16 protein-coding genes and 1 pseudogene are annotated in these 17,599 nt (G+C 61.6%); 10 read left to right on the top strand and 7 right to left on the bottom strand.

Annotated features, from left to right (window positions below):
• Positions 1 to 45 precede the first annotated feature (45 nt).
• Positions 46 to 288, top strand: a complete 243-nt coding sequence (locus HFX_RS06765) for a hypothetical protein (protein ID WP_004057117.1) — start codon at positions 46 to 48, stop codon at positions 286 to 288.
• A 32-nt stretch (positions 289 to 320) separates the two neighbouring features.
• Here the strand turns inward: HFX_RS06765 and surE are convergent, their stop codons facing one another.
• From surE to HFX_RS06750, 3 genes are all read right to left on the bottom strand, one after another.
• Positions 321 to 1,112, bottom strand: coding sequence for a 5'/3'-nucleotidase SurE (gene surE, locus HFX_RS06760; protein WP_004057119.1), 792 nt, complete (start codon positions 1,110 to 1,112; stop codon positions 321 to 323).
• An 85-nt stretch (positions 1,113 to 1,197) separates the two neighbouring features.
• Positions 1,198 to 2,601, bottom strand: coding sequence for a small ribosomal subunit Rsm22 family protein (locus HFX_RS06755; protein WP_004057121.1), 1,404 nt, complete (start codon positions 2,599 to 2,601; stop codon positions 1,198 to 1,200).
• A gap of 83 nt (positions 2,602 to 2,684) precedes the next feature.
• Positions 2,685 to 3,470, bottom strand: a complete 786-nt coding sequence (locus HFX_RS06750) for a prephenate dehydrogenase/arogenate dehydrogenase family protein (RefSeq protein WP_004057123.1) — start codon at positions 3,468 to 3,470, stop codon at positions 2,685 to 2,687.
• 129 nt (positions 3,471 to 3,599) lie between these two features.
• Here HFX_RS06750 and HFX_RS06745 point away from each other — a divergent pair, with 129 nt between their 5' ends.
• The 3 genes from HFX_RS06745 to HFX_RS06735 all read left to right on the top strand — a co-directional run bounded on the left by HFX_RS06745 (position 3,600) and on the right by HFX_RS06735 (position 5,921).
• On the top strand, positions 3,600 to 4,274 hold the full coding sequence (locus HFX_RS06745) for a hypothetical protein (RefSeq protein WP_004057125.1): 675 nt from the start codon (positions 3,600 to 3,602) through the stop codon (positions 4,272 to 4,274).
• Positions 4,275 to 4,383: 109 nt separating this feature from the next.
• A complete protein-coding gene (locus HFX_RS06740; protein WP_004057129.1) occupies positions 4,384 to 5,229 on the top strand; it encodes an SDR family oxidoreductase in 846 nt (281 codons plus the stop codon).
• Between the two features lie 167 nt (positions 5,230 to 5,396).
• A complete protein-coding gene (locus HFX_RS06735; RefSeq protein WP_004057131.1) occupies positions 5,397 to 5,921 on the top strand; it encodes a hypothetical protein in 525 nt (174 codons plus the stop codon).
• A 66-nt stretch (positions 5,922 to 5,987) separates the two neighbouring features.
• On the opposite strand, the gene HFX_RS06730 is transcribed toward HFX_RS06735, so the two are convergent.
• From HFX_RS06730 to HFX_RS06720, 3 genes and pseudogenes are all read right to left on the bottom strand, one after another.
• Complete coding sequence (locus HFX_RS06730; RefSeq protein ID WP_004057133.1) at positions 5,988 to 7,163, bottom strand: M24 family metallopeptidase; 1,176 nt, start codon at positions 7,161 to 7,163, stop codon at positions 5,988 to 5,990.
• A 162-nt stretch (positions 7,164 to 7,325) separates the two neighbouring features.
• Complete coding sequence (locus HFX_RS06725) at positions 7,326 to 7,745, bottom strand: CBS domain-containing protein (protein ID WP_004057134.1); 420 nt, start codon at positions 7,743 to 7,745, stop codon at positions 7,326 to 7,328.
• Positions 7,746 to 8,054: 309 nt separating this feature from the next.
• Positions 8,055 to 9,350 (bottom strand): annotated as a pseudogene (locus HFX_RS06720) (RNA-guided endonuclease InsQ/TnpB family protein).
• Positions 9,351 to 9,561: 211 nt separating this feature from the next.
• Here HFX_RS06720 and aroA point away from each other — a divergent pair.
• Both aroA and HFX_RS06710 read left to right on the top strand, forming a co-directional pair.
• Positions 9,562 to 10,854, top strand: a complete 1,293-nt coding sequence (gene aroA, locus HFX_RS06715; RefSeq protein ID WP_004057138.1) for a 3-phosphoshikimate 1-carboxyvinyltransferase — start codon at positions 9,562 to 9,564, stop codon at positions 10,852 to 10,854.
• Between the two features lie 69 nt (positions 10,855 to 10,923).
• Complete coding sequence (locus tag HFX_RS06710) at positions 10,924 to 12,159, top strand: alkaline phosphatase family protein (RefSeq protein WP_004057140.1); 1,236 nt, start codon at positions 10,924 to 10,926, stop codon at positions 12,157 to 12,159.
• On the opposite strand, the gene HFX_RS06705 is transcribed toward HFX_RS06710, so the two are convergent.
• On the bottom strand, positions 12,148 to 12,627 hold the full coding sequence (locus tag HFX_RS06705) for a DUF6653 family protein (protein WP_004057142.1): 480 nt from the start codon (positions 12,625 to 12,627) through the stop codon (positions 12,148 to 12,150). The genes HFX_RS06710 and HFX_RS06705 overlap by 12 nt on opposite strands.
• A 106-nt stretch (positions 12,628 to 12,733) precedes the next feature.
• Here HFX_RS06705 and aroC point away from each other — a divergent pair, with 106 nt between their 5' ends.
• The 4 genes from aroC (at position 12,734) to lrpA1 (ending at position 17,476) form a co-directional block, all read left to right on the top strand.
• Entirely contained in the window at positions 12,734 to 13,891 is a 1,158-nt protein-coding gene (gene aroC / locus HFX_RS06700; protein ID WP_004057144.1) for a chorismate synthase, read from the top strand.
• A 199-nt stretch (positions 13,892 to 14,090) separates the two neighbouring features.
• Positions 14,091 to 15,986 carry a 2-oxoacid:acceptor oxidoreductase subunit alpha gene (locus HFX_RS06695; RefSeq protein ID WP_004057146.1) on the top strand — a complete coding sequence of 632 codons (1,896 nt, stop codon included), beginning with the start codon at positions 14,091 to 14,093 and terminating at the stop codon, positions 15,984 to 15,986.
• A gap of 3 nt (positions 15,987 to 15,989) precedes the next feature.
• Complete coding sequence (locus tag HFX_RS06690; protein ID WP_004057148.1) at positions 15,990 to 16,928, top strand: thiamine pyrophosphate-dependent enzyme; 939 nt, start codon at positions 15,990 to 15,992, stop codon at positions 16,926 to 16,928.
• A gap of 119 nt (positions 16,929 to 17,047) precedes the next feature.
• Positions 17,048 to 17,476, top strand: coding sequence for an HTH-type transcriptional regulator LrpA1 (gene lrpA1, locus HFX_RS06685; RefSeq protein WP_004057150.1), 429 nt, complete (start codon positions 17,048 to 17,050; stop codon positions 17,474 to 17,476).
• Positions 17,477 to 17,599: the final 123 nt, after the last annotated feature.

Below are 17,599 nucleotides of genomic sequence, written 5' to 3'. Positions count from 1 at the left end.
GTTGTCACCGAAATGGTTAATTTCATCCCTCGGTTTATGTCAATCATGTCTGGTTTATCGGCTAGAGATGCCCTCCGTTACGCCACCGAAGACAGTGTCGTCGGCCTCTTTTTGGTCATCTTCGGTGGGTGGGTGGTCTTCGCTCTCGGTGGAGTCGCATTCGGTGGCCATCTGCTCGGATTGGTGTCGTTTATCGGTCTCATCGTGTCTGCCGCCGGCGCGTTCGCTATGTTCGCTGGTATCGTCGCCACCGCGTACAAAGTGCTAGTCGATAGTCGAAGTGCCTAGGAGACGGCAAAAACGCTGGTTTTGGCGCTCTCTCAGTCCATGTACGTCTCTGCGAGCGCATCGAGCGCCTCGTGTCGATGTGTCGTGTGTGGAGCAGTCAACGGCGAAACAGAGATACGTCCTTCGACGACGGCCCGGCGGTCGGTCCCATCGGGGTCTGGAATGTTGCCAGTCTGCATTCGCTCCCAGACGGCGTCGTGGAGTTTGACGGTTCCGTTGTTGTACTCGGCGGTCATGTCGTACAGCTCTGAGGGGTACGTCACCTGCATGTCCGCAGGCTCACCGTCCGGGTCGGGCATCGGCGCGTTGACGTTCAGGTAGTCGCACTGCCCGAAGACGCCCGCGGATTTGGCATGTTTGGCGAGGTATGTCGCCGCCGCGGTCGCCTCGCGGAAGTCCTCCGGCTCAGTCGCCTTCTCGTGCCACGCGCGGTCGCCGCCACCGGGAACGTACAGCGAGAGGGCAATGGCTGGCACGTCGAAAAACGCCGCTTCGACGGCGGCGCTGACGGTTCCCGACCGGCCGAGGACGTACGCCCCGATGTTGGCTCCTTTATTGATACCGGAGACGACCATGTCCACGTCAGGGCAGAGTGCTTCTAACCCGGCGACCGTACAGTCTGCGGGCGTTCCCTGTAAGGCGTAGCCGAGTTCGTGCTCGGAGACAATTGCGTCGGTCGACATCTTCCGACCGACCGCGCTCTGGTCCGTCTCGGGTGCGACGGCGGTTACGTCGGCGAACTCCGAGAGGGCGTCGTAGAGTGCGCGGAAGCCCACGCTCTCGATGCCGTCGTCGTTAGTGAGGAGGATGCTCGATTCGCTCATGGTCTCGACTGAGAACGGAACCCGCAAAAAGCCATCCGTCGCGCGAGACCCGTAGTAAAACTGGGCGGTGCGTTTGGCGTTTGAATCAGGCGACGCGGTCGACGAGGGTCTCGTCGTCGACGACGAGGTTGTAGGCCTCCTCGTCGTCGTTCCAGAGCGCGAGGATATTTTCGAACACAAGCACGTCGCCGTAGTCGGCATCCGCCACGTCGGCGTTCAGCACTGTCGGGTGCGTTCGGACGGCGTAGTGGTCGACTCCCTCGCTGCCGTCGCCGATTTTGAACACCTGATTGTTCCCCTCCGAGAGGTCGTGGCTCAGTTTCACCGCGAGGAGGTCGATGCGGTTCGTGACGTGTCGCTCCATCTCGGCCATCTTGGCGAACCGCGACGGGTTCCCGCGAACGTCGAGACGGCGTTCCCCGTCGGTTCGGAGAATGCTATAGGAGTACTGCACGTCGACGTTGATGAACGTCCCTTCGTCTTCGTCGCTGTCGCGGCCCTCGTCGAGTCGGCGCTGGAACCCCGGCACGTCGAGGTCGGACTTCACGTCGAATGACCACCCGCGGTCCGATGGCGCGTAGCCGTCCCAGAGCCGAAGCGTCGGCGAGTAGACCGTCACATCGCCGTTTGCCGGAGCCACCTCGCGTTCGATTTCTCGGAGACCGATGCTCGTGTTTCGGTCGGCGGGAGCGATTGCGACAATGGCCCCGTCGTCTGCGAGAGCGTCGAGGTATTTCCGAACGACTGCGGCGGGGTCGTCCAGTTCGCTCAGGACGCTCCCGAAGAGCACGATATCGTACTCGCCCTCGGGGTCGAACGCCTCGGCCGTCTCGCGGTGGACGGTCGTCCGGAAGTTTCGGCGGGCCTCGCCGAGCATTCGTTCGAGCACGTCGGCGGAGGCGCTCGGTTCGAGCGCGTGATAGTCGACAACCGAGTCGTCCGGGAGGTAGTCGTGGAGACCGAGGGCGGGCCCGCCGGTTCCGGCACCGACATCGAGGATGCGAAGGGTACGCGAGAGCAGGTTACGCTCCGCGAGGTCGGAGAGGACGTAGCCCACGGCGGCGTAATAGTCGGGAAGATGGTAGATAGCGTAGCCGAGAGCGGCGTCTTCGTCGTACTCGACGGGGTTCCCTCGGTAGTAGTCCTCTTTCAGTTGCCGGACGCGCTGCCGAAGTCGGTCGCCCGAGTCGCCGACGTGCCAGTTCGCCCCATAGCGCTCGATGAGCATGTCTTCGAGGGCGAACGAGTAATCGTCAGGGAAGGCCGTCGGCGACCAGTTTTGGAAGGGAACGGGGTCGTCGCTCACGGGGACGAACGTCCCGTCGTCGCGCTCGAAGAGACCGAGGTCGGAGGCCTCCTCGCGGAGCGTCTGTTTCACCACCGCAGGGTGCGGTGCGCCTTCGATGTAGTCGGCTATCTCGTCGGGGTCGATGGGGCGAACGTTTCTGAGGTACTTCGCGTTGTCGCGGACGGCGTCTCTATCTATCATCAGTGAACTGTGGAGTGGTGGGATTTTCGAGGTGGAAATCGGGATTCGATTCGCCACTCGGCGGTAGTCTCACCCATCATTCGTCACTCGACAGGGTCGTGCTTGTCGGTCTCGTGTTCGTTCCCGTCTTTGCTGGTGTCGCTGCGAGCGACAGTCCGGTAGAGGTCGGCGAACGTTTCGGGGTCCGCCATTGCGAGGGCGCGGGCGGCGTCGGCAACGCGGTCAGTCCCGTCGCCGAACGAAGACTGAATGTCGGCATACACGCGTGGCGTGCCACCCGACACCGACGCGACGAGTTCGTCTAACGCGGCCGAAACCGGCGTGGCGAATTCGTCACGAACGTTGTCGGCGGCGAGGCCAAACGAGAGGACGGCGGCGTGGGTGGCGGCCTGAACTGTCTCCATCGCCCTGTCGTGTTCTTCCGGGGTCGTCTCGAAGACGTGGTTCCCGGCCGAATCGAGGTCCGCGAGAATCGCGTCGGTAAGCGGTCCAGACTCGTCGACGACCGCGGCGACGTTTCCGGGACCGTTTTGCGGCGCGAAAAGCGGGTGAAGACTGAGGCGTTCGTGACCGTCGAAGTGTTCACGCATGGCCGCTACTGGGGCGGCCATCGAGCCGGTTACGTCGCACATCACGTCTGTGGCGCGGTGCGCGTTTGCGTCGACGGCTTCGGCGGCGAGTCGCATCGGGACCGCGAGACACACCACGTCGAATTGCTCGTCGCCGTCCAGCGGGACGGCGCGACCGCCGAGGTCGTCGGCTGCAGCCGTCGCTCTTTCGGGGTCCGCATCGGCGAACGCGAGGTCGGCGTCGACCGTCCGGCCGAACCAACGACCCATTGCGCCCGCGCCGACGATGAGCAGGTCCATCGGTACGGAGTGGACGGTGACTGGCAAAAAGAGAATCGGTGCTGGCGGGTATGGCGAGAGCGGGCGATGCGGAATATCCGAATCGGGGGTTACTTTGTTGACAGACAGTCCACAAGCGCACGAGCTTAGATGCCCTCCACGTCAGACTCCGACGGCGAACGTCGAACTCGAAGGAACGTCCTCGCAGGACTCGGGTCGGCGGTCGTCGGTAGCCTTGCAGGATGTAGCGGACGGATTCCCGGGACTGGACCCGAACACGTCGGGGCCGAGACGACAGTCCAAGACGGACAGAATCCCGAGATTCGCTGGCGCTATCCGCGGCGAGAGGGGGACAAGGACGGAATCGGGTACGCGGCTGTAGAGGTAAAACGGGTGACTCGGCCCGAGGACCACTTTCCGACGCTGTCGCTACGGTTCAACTCGACCATCGGCGGGCTCGCCGCAAGCGACCCCTACGAGGGGTACCACCCCGATTGGTTCCGCTTTCGGTTCGAGCCACCGTCGTCGTACGAGGCAGCAGCGAGCTACGAAGCCCGTGTCGAGCCACCCGGGCAGTGGGACGGTTTCTCAGCGTACTACGACCTCGGGAGTACCGTCAAACAGACCGTAGTCGAACTCAAGAACGTCCAGACTCAAGGGACGATTTTCGTCCCGGTCGTGTTCGCGCCGTCGGCGAAGTCGATTCCCTCGTCGCTGTACTGTCGGTTCACCGTGCAGGCATCTCGCCCCGGGTTCGGTGGTAAGACAGTCCGCGCCAGCGGCGACGGAAACCTCCCGCTCGATGGGTTGGCTTCCCCAAACTGAGTCGCCGATGGCCTCGTCCGTGCCGAGCCATTCACCGCAACCCCACAAACCGTGTTGAACGGAGTGTCGGTGTACGAAACGTCAAGTGGCCGATTGACAATGTGTCTCTATGGTATTCGATGATGTGGATTTCGAGGGCCGGACGGCCTTCATCACCGGAACGAGTCGCGGTATCGGCAAGCAGATTGCACTCGAACTGGCGGACCGCGGTGCCAACGTAGTTTCGACCGGGAAGACTGTCGAGGAGCGCGAGGACCTACCCGGGACCATCGTAGAGACGACGGAGGAAATCCGAAATCGCGGTGGCTCGTCTATCTGGTGTCAACTCGACGTGCGCGACGACGACTCCATACAGACCGCCATCGACGAGACGGTCGACGCCTTCGGCGGCATCGACTTCGTCGTCAACAACGCCGGCGCGATTCACATCGCGAACTTCGAGAACACGCCGCCGAAGCGCTTCGACCTCCTCATGGACGTGAACGCCCGCGGTTCCTACGCGACCACTCACGCCGCGCTTCCGCATCTCCGCGAGAGCGACCACGCGCACGTCGTCACGTTCTCACCGCCGCTACCGGCGGAACCCGCACCCGGAAAAGTCGCCTATGCACTGTCGAAATACGGGATGACGTTCATCGCGCAGTCGCTCGCACAGGAACTCGCCGCCGACGACATCGGCGTGAACGCCCTTTGGCCCGTGGCGGCCATCGAATCCGAGGCGACTCGCCACTTCGGCATGGGAACGCCCGAAGACTGGCGGACGCCGCAGATTATGTGCGACGCGCTCGTCGAACTGTTCTCGCGCGACCCGACCTCGTGTACGGGGAACAGCTACTACGACGAGGAAATCCTGTCCGAGGCGGGCATCGACGACCTCTCGTCGTACGCGGTCGTCGAAGGGAGCGAACCGGGTCCGACGTCGGCCCAACTGTTCGACACCGGCTACGAACACTAACCTAATTATCGGGGCTGAGACTCAGTCCCGGAGATTTATGCTGTATGAACGCCAATTAACTGGCAATGTGTTTCCGCGTCATCACCGCTGTGGATACATTCTTGATGGCGCGATATATTTTCGAATCGGCAATTAGACTTAACTACCAATGGGGGTTCGCCTAATCCATGGAGTTCCCTCGCCTCCCGTCTCGAGATACGAGTGGTCAGAAGGTCGTCCTTCCCGACGACCTCGAAGGGGACCAGACGCTCGTACTCATCAGTTTCGACCGTCGTCAGCAGTCGCTGGTCGGGTCGTGGCGAGGGTTCGCAAAGGAGCTGTGTGAGACCTACGGTCATTTCGAGTACTACGAACTGCTGGTCCTCGGCAGTCGAAGCGGCATGATGCCCTCGCTTCCCGGTGGAGGCGGCATGTCGCCGGGTGCTGCCCGGAGTCGTCCGCACGACAACGCGCTGGTCACCCGCGTCAACAAGACCGCTCTCCAGCGCCGACTCGGTCTCCTCGGTGAAGGTAACATCTATGCACTCTTCATCGAGGATGGCACAGTTGTCCGGCAGGCTGCCGGCGTCCTCACCCCCGAGACCGCCGACGCATTGGAGGACTTGTTGCAACAGTGGCGCGAAGCCAATTCCGGTTGGACTGACGCACCGGGAACGAGTGGTGCCACCGGCGACAACGCGCTCGACAGCTAATTCTGTGCTCGAAACCCGTCCAATTGTCTACCGGCAAAAACTGGACTCGGTAGGTACTGTCGGTGCCTATTCGACGACGAGTTCGACCGGGTAGTCGGTCAGGTTCTCGTAGCCGTCTTCCGTGACGACCACGAGGTCTTCGATTCTGACGCCGCCAATATCCGGGTCGTACAGGCCCGGTTCGATGGTGATGACGTGGCCGGGTTTCAGTTCCTCACCGGCTTGGCTCAGAGACGGGAGTTCGTGCACGTCGAGGCCGACGCCGTGGCCCGTACTGTGAATGAAGCCGGTTTCGGCGGAGGGGTCGGCGCGAAGCGTGTTTTCGCCAGCGTTCTCGTACACGTCGCAGACGGCGTCGTGAACGTCTTTTCCGGTTGCTCCCGCTTCGATAGCGTCAAGAGCGGCGTGGAACGCCGCTTCGGTGAGGTCGAACCACTCGCGAATCTCCGGCGTCGGTTCTCCCTTGACGAAGGTTCGGGTCATGTCGCCGTTGTACTTCGTCTCCTTGTCGCGCGGGAAGATGTCGATAATGATGGCCTCGTCGGCGTGGAGCGGGCCGCTGCCGCGGTCGTGCGGGTCGGCTGCGTCGGCACCGCAGGCAACGATTGTCTCGTCCAGTGCACAGCCGTGGCGGAGGAGCGTAATCTCGATTTCCTCTTTGACGCGCTCGCTCGTCAGCGGTTCGCCCTCGTAGTGGAGGACTCCGTTGTCGGCCACGTCGGCGGCGCGGATGAGGTCTTCTGCGGCCCGCATCGCGGCCTCGTTTGCTTCCTGCGCGTCGCGGATGTGGTCGACTTCCTCGCTGGTCTTCACCGCGCGGATGTTGGACAGCACGTTCTCGGTTTCCGCTTCGACCGAGAGGCCCTCCTCGCGGAGCGCGTCGCCGGTTGCGAGCGGGAAGTCCGCGGGGGTAGCGACCGCCTCGATATCGTGGTCCGCCAAGAATCCGGCAATGGCTTTCGCCTTTCCGACGACAGGGCCGTGCTCGGTGTACTTCTCTCGGTAGTTGTAGTCTGAGAGTCGGGAGACGGTGTCGGCGCGACTTTCCTTTTTCGCGCGGCCGTACTCCAGTCCCGAGACGAGAAGGTGAATTCCATCGGGCGTGTAGAGCGTCGTGTACGGGTCGGGGGCATCGAACCCAGAGAGGTACAACTGGTTGGAGTCAGTTCCGTCGGCAGAAATGAGGTAGCCGTCGAAGTCGTCGCCGAGGAACTCGTCCAGTGGTGAGAAATCGGGTTCCATAATCCGGGCTTCGCCCGGTTGGTAGTAAAGCCCTTGCGTCGCGGGCGGCGGTTTCCGGTATCGGCTCCACAGAGCGACACCTCGGGCGGGGTGACACTCCGTGGATTTGCCGCCGGGGCACGCCACGAGATGGGTGTGACGGGCGCGTATCGCCCCCCGGAATCACTCTGGGAACTCACCGCGAACCACGTCCGCAAGCGATTCGATTTGCGCCGACAGGTGACACAGCAGGTCGTCGAGTGTGACGATTCCGACGAGAGAACCATCGGAGACGACGGGGACGCGGCGAACTCCTTCGTCGTGCATCCGGTCGACGACGTCGGCAACCTCGTCTTCGGGGTCGACACAGAATACGTTCGTCGAGAAGATATCGTTGGCAACGAGGTCGGACACGGCACGGTCGCCAGCGATACCGTAGACGACGAGGTCGCGGTCGGTCAACAGGCCGGAGACGACGCCCTTCCCATCGACCACGACGACGCTGCCGACACGTTCGTCACGCATCGTTCGAGCAACGTCTTCGAGTGTGGCTTCGATACCGACTGTCACCACGTCGGACTGGGCGATGCCTTTGACGAGCATACCATAGTATCGTCGTCTACAGGGAAAGGCAGGGTTGTAATTCTAACACGTCGGGAATGGGATTCGACTACTACTTCGAGAACGGGTTGCTGCGGGGCCGCTGCTAACCCACGCGGCGAGCGGAAACTGACACTCCGAGTGGCGAGCGGAAACTGACGCTCCGAGTGGCGAGCGGAAACTGACGCTCCGAGTGGCGAGCGGAAACGACGCCGTAAGCAACAAGCAGCAACCGCCGCTCCAAGCAACGGTGACATCCTCCCCGTCGTAAACGACGGGGCTTCCCGTACCGCAGGTAGGATATTTGCCGGTCTACGACACGACCTGTTCTCTCGTGCGAAACGTCCCGCTCTCGCGGTCGAACAAGTATGTCGATGGCTGTGCCACACAGCCGTTACTCCTATCCTCTCCATGAGGACTTGGAGTTATCTTCTGACGCATATTCTCCGCCCCGTTGCAATCCGCATTCCCGACTAACCCGCACGACGAGCAGACGTACAGGCCACGTTCGACACGGTTCGACTTCGTGTCATCACCACACTTCGAGCAGGTTTTCGACGTATCCCACTCGTTCTCTTTCAGTACCTCGATGCCACGTATCTCTCCTTTATATTCGAGGTACTGGTAGATGCGGTCGAAGGCCCATGTGTGGAGTTTCTTGTTGCCGGTCTTGCCCCAATCAGATTCGCGCACGTCTTCGGGCCAACTCACCGCGAGCGTGCCAACACCGCGTTCGACACACTCTGTGATGATGGCGTTCGTCAGTGTGTGGTAGAAGTGCGTCTCTCGGTCAGCGAGTTTCCGACGTGCCCACATCGACCTCTCGGACGGTCCGTTCTCACCCTCCGTGTCGTATTCAGCACGTTTGAAGTAGTGTTTGTCTTCTCTGAGCGAGTTGCCGGGGTAGAGAACATATTCATTGGGGAATGCGACCGTGGCGATGTTCTTGATACCGAGGTCGATTCCTGCTACTTCGTCACCTGCGGAATCGGTGGTTTCGAGTCTGACTTTGCAGACGAAGTGCAGTTCCCACTCGTCGCCGTTCCAGACGGCGCGAACGTTCTGTACCGACTCAACCTCTGAGAGGTCAACGTCCGGGCGAGTCTGATACTCGCAGAGCAGGAAGTCCGACCAGTACTCCTTGAGATTCTTCCCCTTGCTGAGTCGAACGCGGTTGTTCTCAGGGTCGTGTTTGAATCCGTCTTCTTTGAACGTGACCGTGGAACGCGGTCGAGTGTCGCCGTGTTTGCGGTAGCCGGGCGGATTCGCCTCGTCAAACTTGTGTCGCAGGTCGAACCATGACTGGAAAGCGTCGGAAAGTTCTTCGATGACTTTCTGACTAGATTGTGCGTTCAAGTCTTTCCAGCACGACTGGTTCTTCATATACGATTTCAGCACGCCCTCGTCTGGGATTTCGCCGGTTGCATTCCAGATGCGGTCGGCTGTCCATCGTGCGACGTCGTGAGACTACGTCTCACGGGCTATCAGACGCAGTCTGATAACGTTCCAGATTTTCGAGGCGGAGTCTCCGAGCGAGTCAAGGCCATCGCAGACCTGTCGGTGGTTCTGGATGGAACCAACGTAGGTACGAGTGACCTGAATCGCCAGACATAGCCTATGTAGACAAACTTACTCAAGAGTGTGGATTAGCGTGGAATATCCGGTCTGCCATCGACGGTGGATTGGGTAGGAGTTGTCGGATTCACTCCCGCCGTAAACGGCGGGATTCTCTCCTCGAAGAAAGATAGACAGCACTGCAAGCCGGGGAGAGCGTCGCCGCGTCCGGTACGCTGATACCGCACCCAGACAACCCCCCGATATGGACGCCCACGTTTCCCCGTCTCGGGTCAGCGGCCGAATCCGAGCGCCGCCGTCGAAGAGTTACACACACAGAGCCATCCTCGCAGCAGGCTACAGCGACGAGGCCGTCGTCCGCGACGCACTCGTCAGCGCCGACACGAAAGCCACCATGCGCGCAGTTCGAGCGTTCGGCGGAACCGTCGACCGCGACGGCCAGACGGTCGATGTCGTCGGATTCGACGGCCGCCCCGGAACGCCGGACGACGTGATCGACTGCGCGAACTCGGGAACGACAATGCGCCTCGTCACCGGTTGTGCCGCCCTCGGAGCCGACCTGACCGTCCTTACCGGCGACGAGTCGCTTCGGTCGCGCCCCCACGGTCCGCTTCTCACCGCCGTTTTCGACCTCGACGGCCGCGCGGAGAGCACGCGACGAAACGGACAAGCACCGCTCGTCGTCGGCGACGGGATGACCGGCGGCACGGTCGAAATCCCCGGCGACGTGTCGTCGCAGTTCATCACGGCGCTTCTCATGGCCGGCGCAGTCACCGACGTGGGAATCGACATCGACCTCACGACGGAACTCAAATCCTCGCCGTACGTCGATATCACGCTCGAACTGCTCTCCGACTTCGGCGTCGAAGCCACGCGAACCGAGGACGGCTTTTCGGTCCCCGGCGGGCAATCGTACCACCCGGTCGACGGCGAGTACAGCGTCCCCGGCGACTTCTCGTCTATCTCGTATCTCCTCGCCGCCGGCGCAGTCGCGGGCGCGGAGGGTACATCGGTCACCATCGAAGGCGCGCGCCCGTCGGCACAGGGTGACAGCGCCATCGTGGACATCGTCCGCGACATGGGTGCCGAAGTCGAGTGGGACGAAGACGCAGGCGAACTTACTGTCTCGCCGGCCGACCTCACGGGAACGACAGTCGACGTGGGCGATACGCCCGACCTGCTGCCGACTATCGCGGTACTCGGTGCTATCGCCGACGGCGACACGGTCATCGAGAACTGCGAACACGTCCGCTACAAGGAGACCGACCGCGTGACCGCGATGGCCGAAGAACTCGCCAAGATGGGCGCGAATGTCACCGAACAACAGGACCGTCTCACGATTCACGGCGGCGAGACGGACCTCGTCGGCGCGGCAGTTGATGGCCGTGGTGACCACCGTATCGTGATGTCGCTTACCATTGCGGCCCTCGTCGCCAAAGGCGAGACAACCATCGCCGGGTCGGAACACGTCGACGTGTCGTTCCCGAACTTCTTCGAGACGATGCGCGACCTCGGCGTCGACGTACTCGAGAACTGAGCCGAACCAGACCTGAAGAAAACCCAACCGAGCAGAATATTTTTCCTACCGCCGTCCGGTGACTGTGCCATGCAGTTATCCGACCTGTCGGCACTGCGGAAGCGCCAGCAAGATGGGGACTACCTCCTCCCCGCGTATGAGGACTGGTGTTTCTCCCGGGTTCCGGGTACTATCGCCGACTTGCTTGGAGCCGACATCGGGCCACGACTCCCCGACGCGGCCACCGACGGGTACGGTGACGTATCTCGCGTCGTCGTCTTTCTCGTCGATGGGTTTGGCCTCGCCCAGTGGGACGGCGAGCGCGAGCGAGTCCCCTTCTTACGCCGGTTCGAGCGTGCCGGAACGGTGACGCCGCTCACGTCCGTCTACCCGTCGGAGACGGCCGCCGCGTTGAACACGTTCCACTCCGCGACCCTCCCCGCAGAGCACGGCGTCATCGGGTGGAACGTCTACGACCCTGATGCGGACGAGATGTTCGAGGCGCTTCCGTTCATCCGGAAGGACGGGTCGGAACCAGAACGAATCGACTTCGAGGACGTGGCCAACGCAGAGTCCATTTATCCGGAACTCTCGGCGGCGGGCGTCGAAACGCACCACGTGACGCCGTTCCCCTCCGAGTCCACGGTTCCGCACACCTACGACCCCGAAGACCTCTCGACGTTTCTCGACGCCTTTGCGGAGGCTGCCGAGGGTGCGACGGACCCGTCGTACATCTTCGCGTACCTCCCGCAGACCGACGCCATCGGGCACGCCGAAGGCGTCGATTCCGACGCCTATCGAGAGACGGCGGACGAGACGTTCGCCCGTGTCTCCGGGGCCATCGACATGCTCGCGGAGACAACCGACGACGACGGAGAAACGCTCGTCTGCATCACCGCGGACCACGGTCTCATCGACACCGACCCGGACCGAAACGTCGATCTCTCGGCACCCCCGTTCGACCTCGTTTCGGACCTGAAGACCCTGACCGACGGGACGCCGATTCGGTTCGCTGGCAGTCCGCGAAACGTCCACCTGCACCTCGAACCGGAGCGAATCGACGAGGTGCACGACACGCTCACAGCGGAACTCGATGCGAGGGTGTTCCGGAAACAGGAGGTGTTAGACTCCGACCTCTTCGGCCCGAATCCCTCTGCGACCTTCGAGCGCCGACTCGGCGACCTCGTCGTCGTCCACCAAGACCTCGGCGTCTGGTTCGGCGACGAGGAGGAAGCCGAACTCGGTCTCGTCGCCATGCACGGCGGCCTGCACCCCGACGAGATGCTGGTTCCGTTCGCCACGGCGACGCTCGATTCACTCCGCTGAGTTCGGTTCCTCGTCGGGTCCGCGTCCGGTCACGCCCGTCTCCTTCACGATTGCGTCGGTCCACCAGAGTTTGAGCACCATCACACCGAGTGTTCCGAGCACGGTTCCGACCGGCTTACGGCGAATCGCTGAGGCGAACGCGTAGACGGTAACTGGGATGTTGAGGACGTTGAGAACGTTCGGGTAGTCGAGACTCATCGTTCCGTTTCCCTCGTCCAACCACTCGCGCTCGGCGAGAACGATGCGACTCAGGTAGTTGTCTGTGCGCTCGGGTCGCGGAAACAACACAGGGTTGACCGCGATGAACGCCACGGTCGCCGCGAAGAGTCGGCGGTTTCGCTTGTAGATGGCGTACATCAACACCGGATACACGAGGATTCGCGTCCCGCCGCTCCACGGGTTGGCGTGTCGCTCCCAGAACGTCGCTTCGAGGCGACTACGGAGACTTCCGCGGGTTGTCGACCCCATACCGTTCGTTCGACGCCATCGGTTATGAACCTCCGCGAGGCGAAATCCCGCCTACGATTGCACCTTTCTACAAACACTAAATGCGCGGCCCCCCGAGGGTCGGGTAATGAACGGAAATGAATTCGGTCGCCTCTTTCGGGTGACCACCTACGGCGAGAGTCACGGCGACGCCATGGGCGTCACCATCTCGGGGTGCCCCGCGGGCGTGGAACTCTCCGTCGACGACGTACAGGCGGAACTGGACCGACGAAAGCCGGGCCAGTCGATGATTACCACGAGTCGCGGCGAACCGGACGCCGTGGTCATCAACTCGGGGACGCTAGACGGCTACACGACGGGCACGCCCATCGGAATGGTCGTACAGAACAAGGACGCCCGTTCCGGCAAATACGAACCCTACGTGACGGCCCCGCGGCCCTCGCACGGCGACTTCACTTACTCGGCGAAGTTCGGGACGCGTAACTGGGGCGGTGGCGGGCGCTCGTCCGCGCGCGAGACTGTGAACTGGGTCGCCGCGGGTGCCGTGGCGAAGCAGGTCCTCGAACAGAGCGAGTACGATATCGAGGTCAAGGCGCACGTGAACCAGATCGGCGACGTGGAAGCGCCGCCGGTCACGTTCGAGGAGATGCTCGAACACTCGGAGGAAAACGACGTTCGCTGCGCCCATCCCGAGACGGCCGAGAAGATGATGGAGGTCATCGAACAGTACCAGACGGAAGGCGACTCAATCGGCGGGTCAATCTACTTCGAGGCGCAGGGCGTCCCTCGCGGACTGGGCGCACCCCGGTTCGACTCGTTCTCCGCCCGACTCGGACAGGCGATGATGGCCGTCCCGGCGGCGACAGCGTTCGAATTCGGTCTCGGCCGCGAGGCCCGTGAGTGGACCGGCTCGGACCGCAACGAAGACTGGGAGTTCGACGAGAACGACGACCCGCGCCCCGTCGGCAACAAACACGGCGGCATTCAGGGTGGTATCACCACCGGCCAACCCATCTACGGCGAGATGACGCTCCACGCGCCAACCTCGATTCCGAAGAAACAGCGGACCGTCGACTGGGAAACGGGCGAGGAAAAGGAGATTCAGGTTGTCGGCCGCCACGACCCGGTGTTACCCCCACGCGGTGTACCGGTCGTCGAGGCGATGCTGTACGCCACAATCCTCGACTTCATGCTCCTGTCGGGTCGTATCAACCCCGACCGCCTCGACGGACAGGTCGGTGAGTACGACACGCCGTATCATCCATCGAGTCCCGACAACGAGTAAATCACTCTATCCCGAGTTATCGTTCACCGTATACACTGATTCTGACTATCCGTTCGTCCATTTTTGGTTATGGGTAACATGCCCAATTTAACAATATTAAGTCCTTCATTATCTTTTCTTGTTAATCCATAGCAAAGTCTTTAATCAAACCCACCCCAACTTTTCAGATAGCGCCCCAGCGGGGCCGTGAGCTCAAAATATGACTGACCACGAACTTATCTGGCGTATCGCAGGGGGTTCCGGGGACGGTATCGCCTCGACCAGCCAGAACTTCGCTAAAGCCCTGATGCGAGCGGGGCTACACGTTTTCACGCATCGCCACTACCCGTCGCGCATCCGCGGTGGTCACACGTACACGGAAGTTCGTGTGAGTGCCGACCCCGTCAAATCGCGTGGTGACGGGTACAACTTCCTCCTCGCCCTCGGTGACTCCTTCGCACGCAACCCGAGCGAGGGTGCCTACTACGGCAACGAGGAAATCAAGCCGCTCTCGGAGAACCTCGACGAACTCGTCGAGGGTGGTGTCATCGTCTACGACTCTGGTCTTCTCGACGCCTCCGAGATTGAGGACTTCGACGAGCGCGTCGAAGAGAACGACTGGCACGTCTACGATATCGACCTGCGCACCATCGCCCGCGAACACGGTCGTGAGGTCATGCGCAACACCGCCGGTGTCGCCGTCACGTGCGCCATCGCAGACATCGAACCCGACGTCATCAAGAGTCTGATGTCGGATGCGATGCCGGACAAGATTCTCGAACCCAACCTCACCGTCTTCGACGACGCGTACGAGATGGTCCAAGAGGAGTTCGACGTCGAAGCGCCGGACATTCAGGCGCCGACCGGCGAACACGACGAAGAGCAGGTTCTTCTCTCCGGTTCCGACGCAATCGCGTACGGTGCCATCGACGAAGGCTGCCGCTTCATCGCGGGTTACCCGATGACTCCGTGGACGGAAGTCTTCACTATCATGACCCAGAACCTCCCCGAACTCGGCGGTATCTCCGAGCAGGTGGAGGACGAAATCGCCGCCGCTGCGCTGGCAATCGGTGCCTCGCACGCCGGTGCAAAGGCCATGTCCGGTTCGTCCGGTGGTGGCTTCTCGCTTATGTCCGAGCCGCTCGGTCTCGCAGAAATCACCGAGACGCCGCTCGTTCTCGTCGAGGCCATGCGTGCCGGTCCGTCGACCGGGATGCCAACCAAGCCCGAGCAGTCCGACCTTGAACACGTCCTGTACACGTCGCAGGGTGACTCCCACCGTGTCGTCTTCGCCCCCGGCAACGCAGCCGAGGCGTACTACCAGACGCGCAAGGCGTTCAAGCTCGCCTACGAGTACCAGATTCCGTCTATCGTCCTCTACGACCAGAAGCTCGGCGGCGAACTATCGAACGTCCCGGCTTCGGTCTTCGACGAGGAACCGAACGCCGACCTCGGCTCGGTCCTGACGGAAGCGGAACTCGAAGAGGCACCGCACGACGACGCCGGCAAGTACCAGCGCTTCCAGCACGACACCGAAAACGGTGTCTCGCCGCGCTCGCTGCCCGGACAGAAGGGCGGTCGCTACCTCGCCACGGGTAACGAACACATGCCCGCGGGTCACATCTCGGAATCTCCCGAGAACCGCGTCGCCCAGATGAATCGCCGCATGCAGAAGGTCGACTCCATCCGTGCCGAACTCAACGACGACAACGAGTTCAACACGGTCTACGGCGACGAAGACGCCGAAATCGGTCTCATAACCTTCGGTAGCCAGCAGGGTACCGTCGAAGAGGCCGCCGACGTTCTCAACGAGAACGGCCACTCGGTGAAAGTCTTCGGCGTCTCCGAAATGATGCCGTTCCCGAAACAGCAGGTCTCGGAATTCCTCGACAGCGTCGAGGAAGCGCTCGTCGTCGAGATGACGGCCTCCGCGCAGTTCCGCGGTCTCATCCAGAAGGAACTCGGCGGTTACGGCGACAAGATGTCGAGTCTCCTCAAGTACAACGGCAACCCGTTCGAGCCCGCCGACATCGTCGAGGGCTTCGAGACGGCGCTCCTCGAAGGCGAGGAGCTCCCAGACAACCGCACGAAGTTCGTCCCCAAGGTGGGTGAATAAATCATGAGTGCATTCAGCGCAATCGGTGAAGAAACGGAAGAGGACCAAAACGAGTTCACCCCTGGACTCGAACCCCAGCCGACGTGGTGTCCTGGCTGTGGTGACTTCGGTGTCCTGAAGGCTCTGAAGGGTGCGGCGGCCGAACTCGGCCTCTCGCCCGAAGAGATGATGGTCACGACCGGTATCGGATGTTCCGGGAAGCTCAACAGCTACTTCAACAGCTACGGCTTCCACACCATCCACGGTCGTTCGCTGCCTATCGCCCGCGCCGCAAAGCTGGCGAACCCCGGTCTGACCGTGGTCGCTGCTGGCGGTGACGGTGACGGCTACGGTATCGGTGGCAACCACTTCATGCACACCGCTCGTGAGAACCACGACATCACGTACATCGTGTTCAACAACGAGATTTTCGGCCTCACGAAGGGACAGACGTCCCCGACGTCGCCGATGGGCCACAAGTCGAAGACTCAGCCGCACGGTTCGGCCAAGACGCCGCTTCGACCGCTCTCGATGTCCCTGAACGCGGGTGCGTCGTACGTCGCCCGTACGGCCGCAGTCAACCCGAACCAGGCGAAGGACATCATCGTCGAAGCCATCCAGCACGACGGCTTCTCCCACGTCGACTTCCTGACGCAGTGTCCGACGTGGAACAAGGACGCACGCCAGTACGTCCCGTACATCGACATCAACGACTCTGACGACTACGAGTTCGACAAGACGAACCGCTCGGAAGCCTCCGAGATGATGTTCGAGACGGAGAACGCACTGCACGAGGGTACCGTCCTCACCGGCCGGTACTACGTCGACGAAGACCGTCCGTCCTACCAGCAGGAGAAAAAGCGCATCGGCGAGATGCCCGAAGAACCGCTCGCAGAGCGGTACTTCGACGACTCCTACGAGTGGGAGCGCTCCTTCGACAACTTCCTCGACAAGCACAAATAACGCCGACAGCCGATTCGTCGGCAACCGTTTTTTGACTTGGTTTACTACCAGGTTCGACGTGAAAGAGAACCGTTTTCTGATTCGCAAGATATTTTTCTCCCGTAGTAAAACCAACGGGCATGGAAACCACGTCCACGGAGGGACGCATCTTGGCAGTCTTGGAGGAAGACGCGAAGGCGTCGTACGCTGAGATTGCCGAGCGGGCGGGCGTGTCGAAGCCGACGGTCCGGAAATACATCCGCAAACTCGAAGACGACGGTGTCATCATCGGATACTCCGCCGATATCGACCCGAAGAAACTCGCAGGACAGTCGATTGCGATGGTCGGCATCGACGTTGCGAGCGAACGATACGTCGAAGCAACACGGACATTGAAGGAACTCGACGCTGTCGAAGCGCTGTACACCTCCTCTGGAGACCACATGCTGATGGCCGAGGTTCGCGCCGTCGACGGCGACTCCCTCGGTGACGTCATCTCCGATGGAATCCTCTCTATCAACGGCGTCGAAGCCGCACACCCGTCGTTCCTGCAGGAACGACTGAAATAAGCGCCGAACAACGAGTCGACTCTCCGTCCCTCCTGCGATTTACTTGCTATACGTTCACTCACCGAACATCTGTTCACCAGTCGTACGTCTACTCTACTTTCACCGTGCTATCTGAATTTACTT

Origin of the sequence: Haloferax mediterranei ATCC 33500 (genome assembly GCF_000306765.2) — an archaeon.
Lineage (GTDB): Archaea > Halobacteriota > Halobacteria > Halobacteriales > Haloferacaceae > Haloferax > Haloferax mediterranei.
The sequence above is the reverse complement of the archived record's forward strand: the minus strand, read 5'-3'. Positions and strand labels throughout refer to the sequence as shown.

Excerpts from the sequence above, each read along its gene's own strand:
- HFX_RS06695 (WP_004057146.1), top strand. The coding sequence starts at position 14,091 with ATGACTGACCACGAACTTATCTGGCGTATCGCAGGGGGTTCCGGGGAC.
- HFX_RS06755 (WP_004057121.1), bottom strand. The coding sequence starts at position 2,601 with ATGATAGATAGAGACGCCGTCCGCGACAACGCGAAGTACCTCAGAAAC.
- HFX_RS06730 (WP_004057133.1), bottom strand. The coding sequence starts at position 7,163 with ATGGAACCCGATTTCTCACCACTGGACGAGTTCCTCGGCGACGACTTC.
- HFX_RS06765 (WP_004057117.1), top strand. The coding sequence starts at position 46 with ATGTCTGGTTTATCGGCTAGAGATGCCCTCCGTTACGCCACCGAAGAC.
- aroC (WP_004057144.1), top strand. The coding sequence starts at position 12,734 with ATGAACGGAAATGAATTCGGTCGCCTCTTTCGGGTGACCACCTACGGC.
- surE (WP_004057119.1), bottom strand. The coding sequence starts at position 1,112 with ATGAGCGAATCGAGCATCCTCCTCACTAACGACGACGGCATCGAGAGC.
- HFX_RS06750 (WP_004057123.1), bottom strand. The coding sequence starts at position 3,470 with ATGGACCTGCTCATCGTCGGCGCGGGCGCAATGGGTCGTTGGTTCGGC.
- HFX_RS06745 (WP_004057125.1), top strand. The coding sequence starts at position 3,600 with ATGCCCTCCACGTCAGACTCCGACGGCGAACGTCGAACTCGAAGGAAC.
- aroA (WP_004057138.1), top strand. The coding sequence starts at position 9,562 with ATGGACGCCCACGTTTCCCCGTCTCGGGTCAGCGGCCGAATCCGAGCG.
- lrpA1 (WP_004057150.1), top strand. The coding sequence starts at position 17,048 with ATGGAAACCACGTCCACGGAGGGACGCATCTTGGCAGTCTTGGAGGAA.
- HFX_RS06705 (WP_004057142.1), bottom strand. The coding sequence starts at position 12,627 with ATGGGGTCGACAACCCGCGGAAGTCTCCGTAGTCGCCTCGAAGCGACG.
- HFX_RS06710 (WP_004057140.1), top strand. The coding sequence starts at position 10,924 with ATGCAGTTATCCGACCTGTCGGCACTGCGGAAGCGCCAGCAAGATGGG.
- HFX_RS06725 (WP_004057134.1), bottom strand. The coding sequence starts at position 7,745 with ATGCTCGTCAAAGGCATCGCCCAGTCCGACGTGGTGACAGTCGGTATC.
- HFX_RS06740 (WP_004057129.1), top strand. The coding sequence starts at position 4,384 with ATGGTATTCGATGATGTGGATTTCGAGGGCCGGACGGCCTTCATCACC.
- HFX_RS06690 (WP_004057148.1), top strand. The coding sequence starts at position 15,990 with ATGAGTGCATTCAGCGCAATCGGTGAAGAAACGGAAGAGGACCAAAAC.
- HFX_RS06735 (WP_004057131.1), top strand. The coding sequence starts at position 5,397 with ATGGAGTTCCCTCGCCTCCCGTCTCGAGATACGAGTGGTCAGAAGGTC.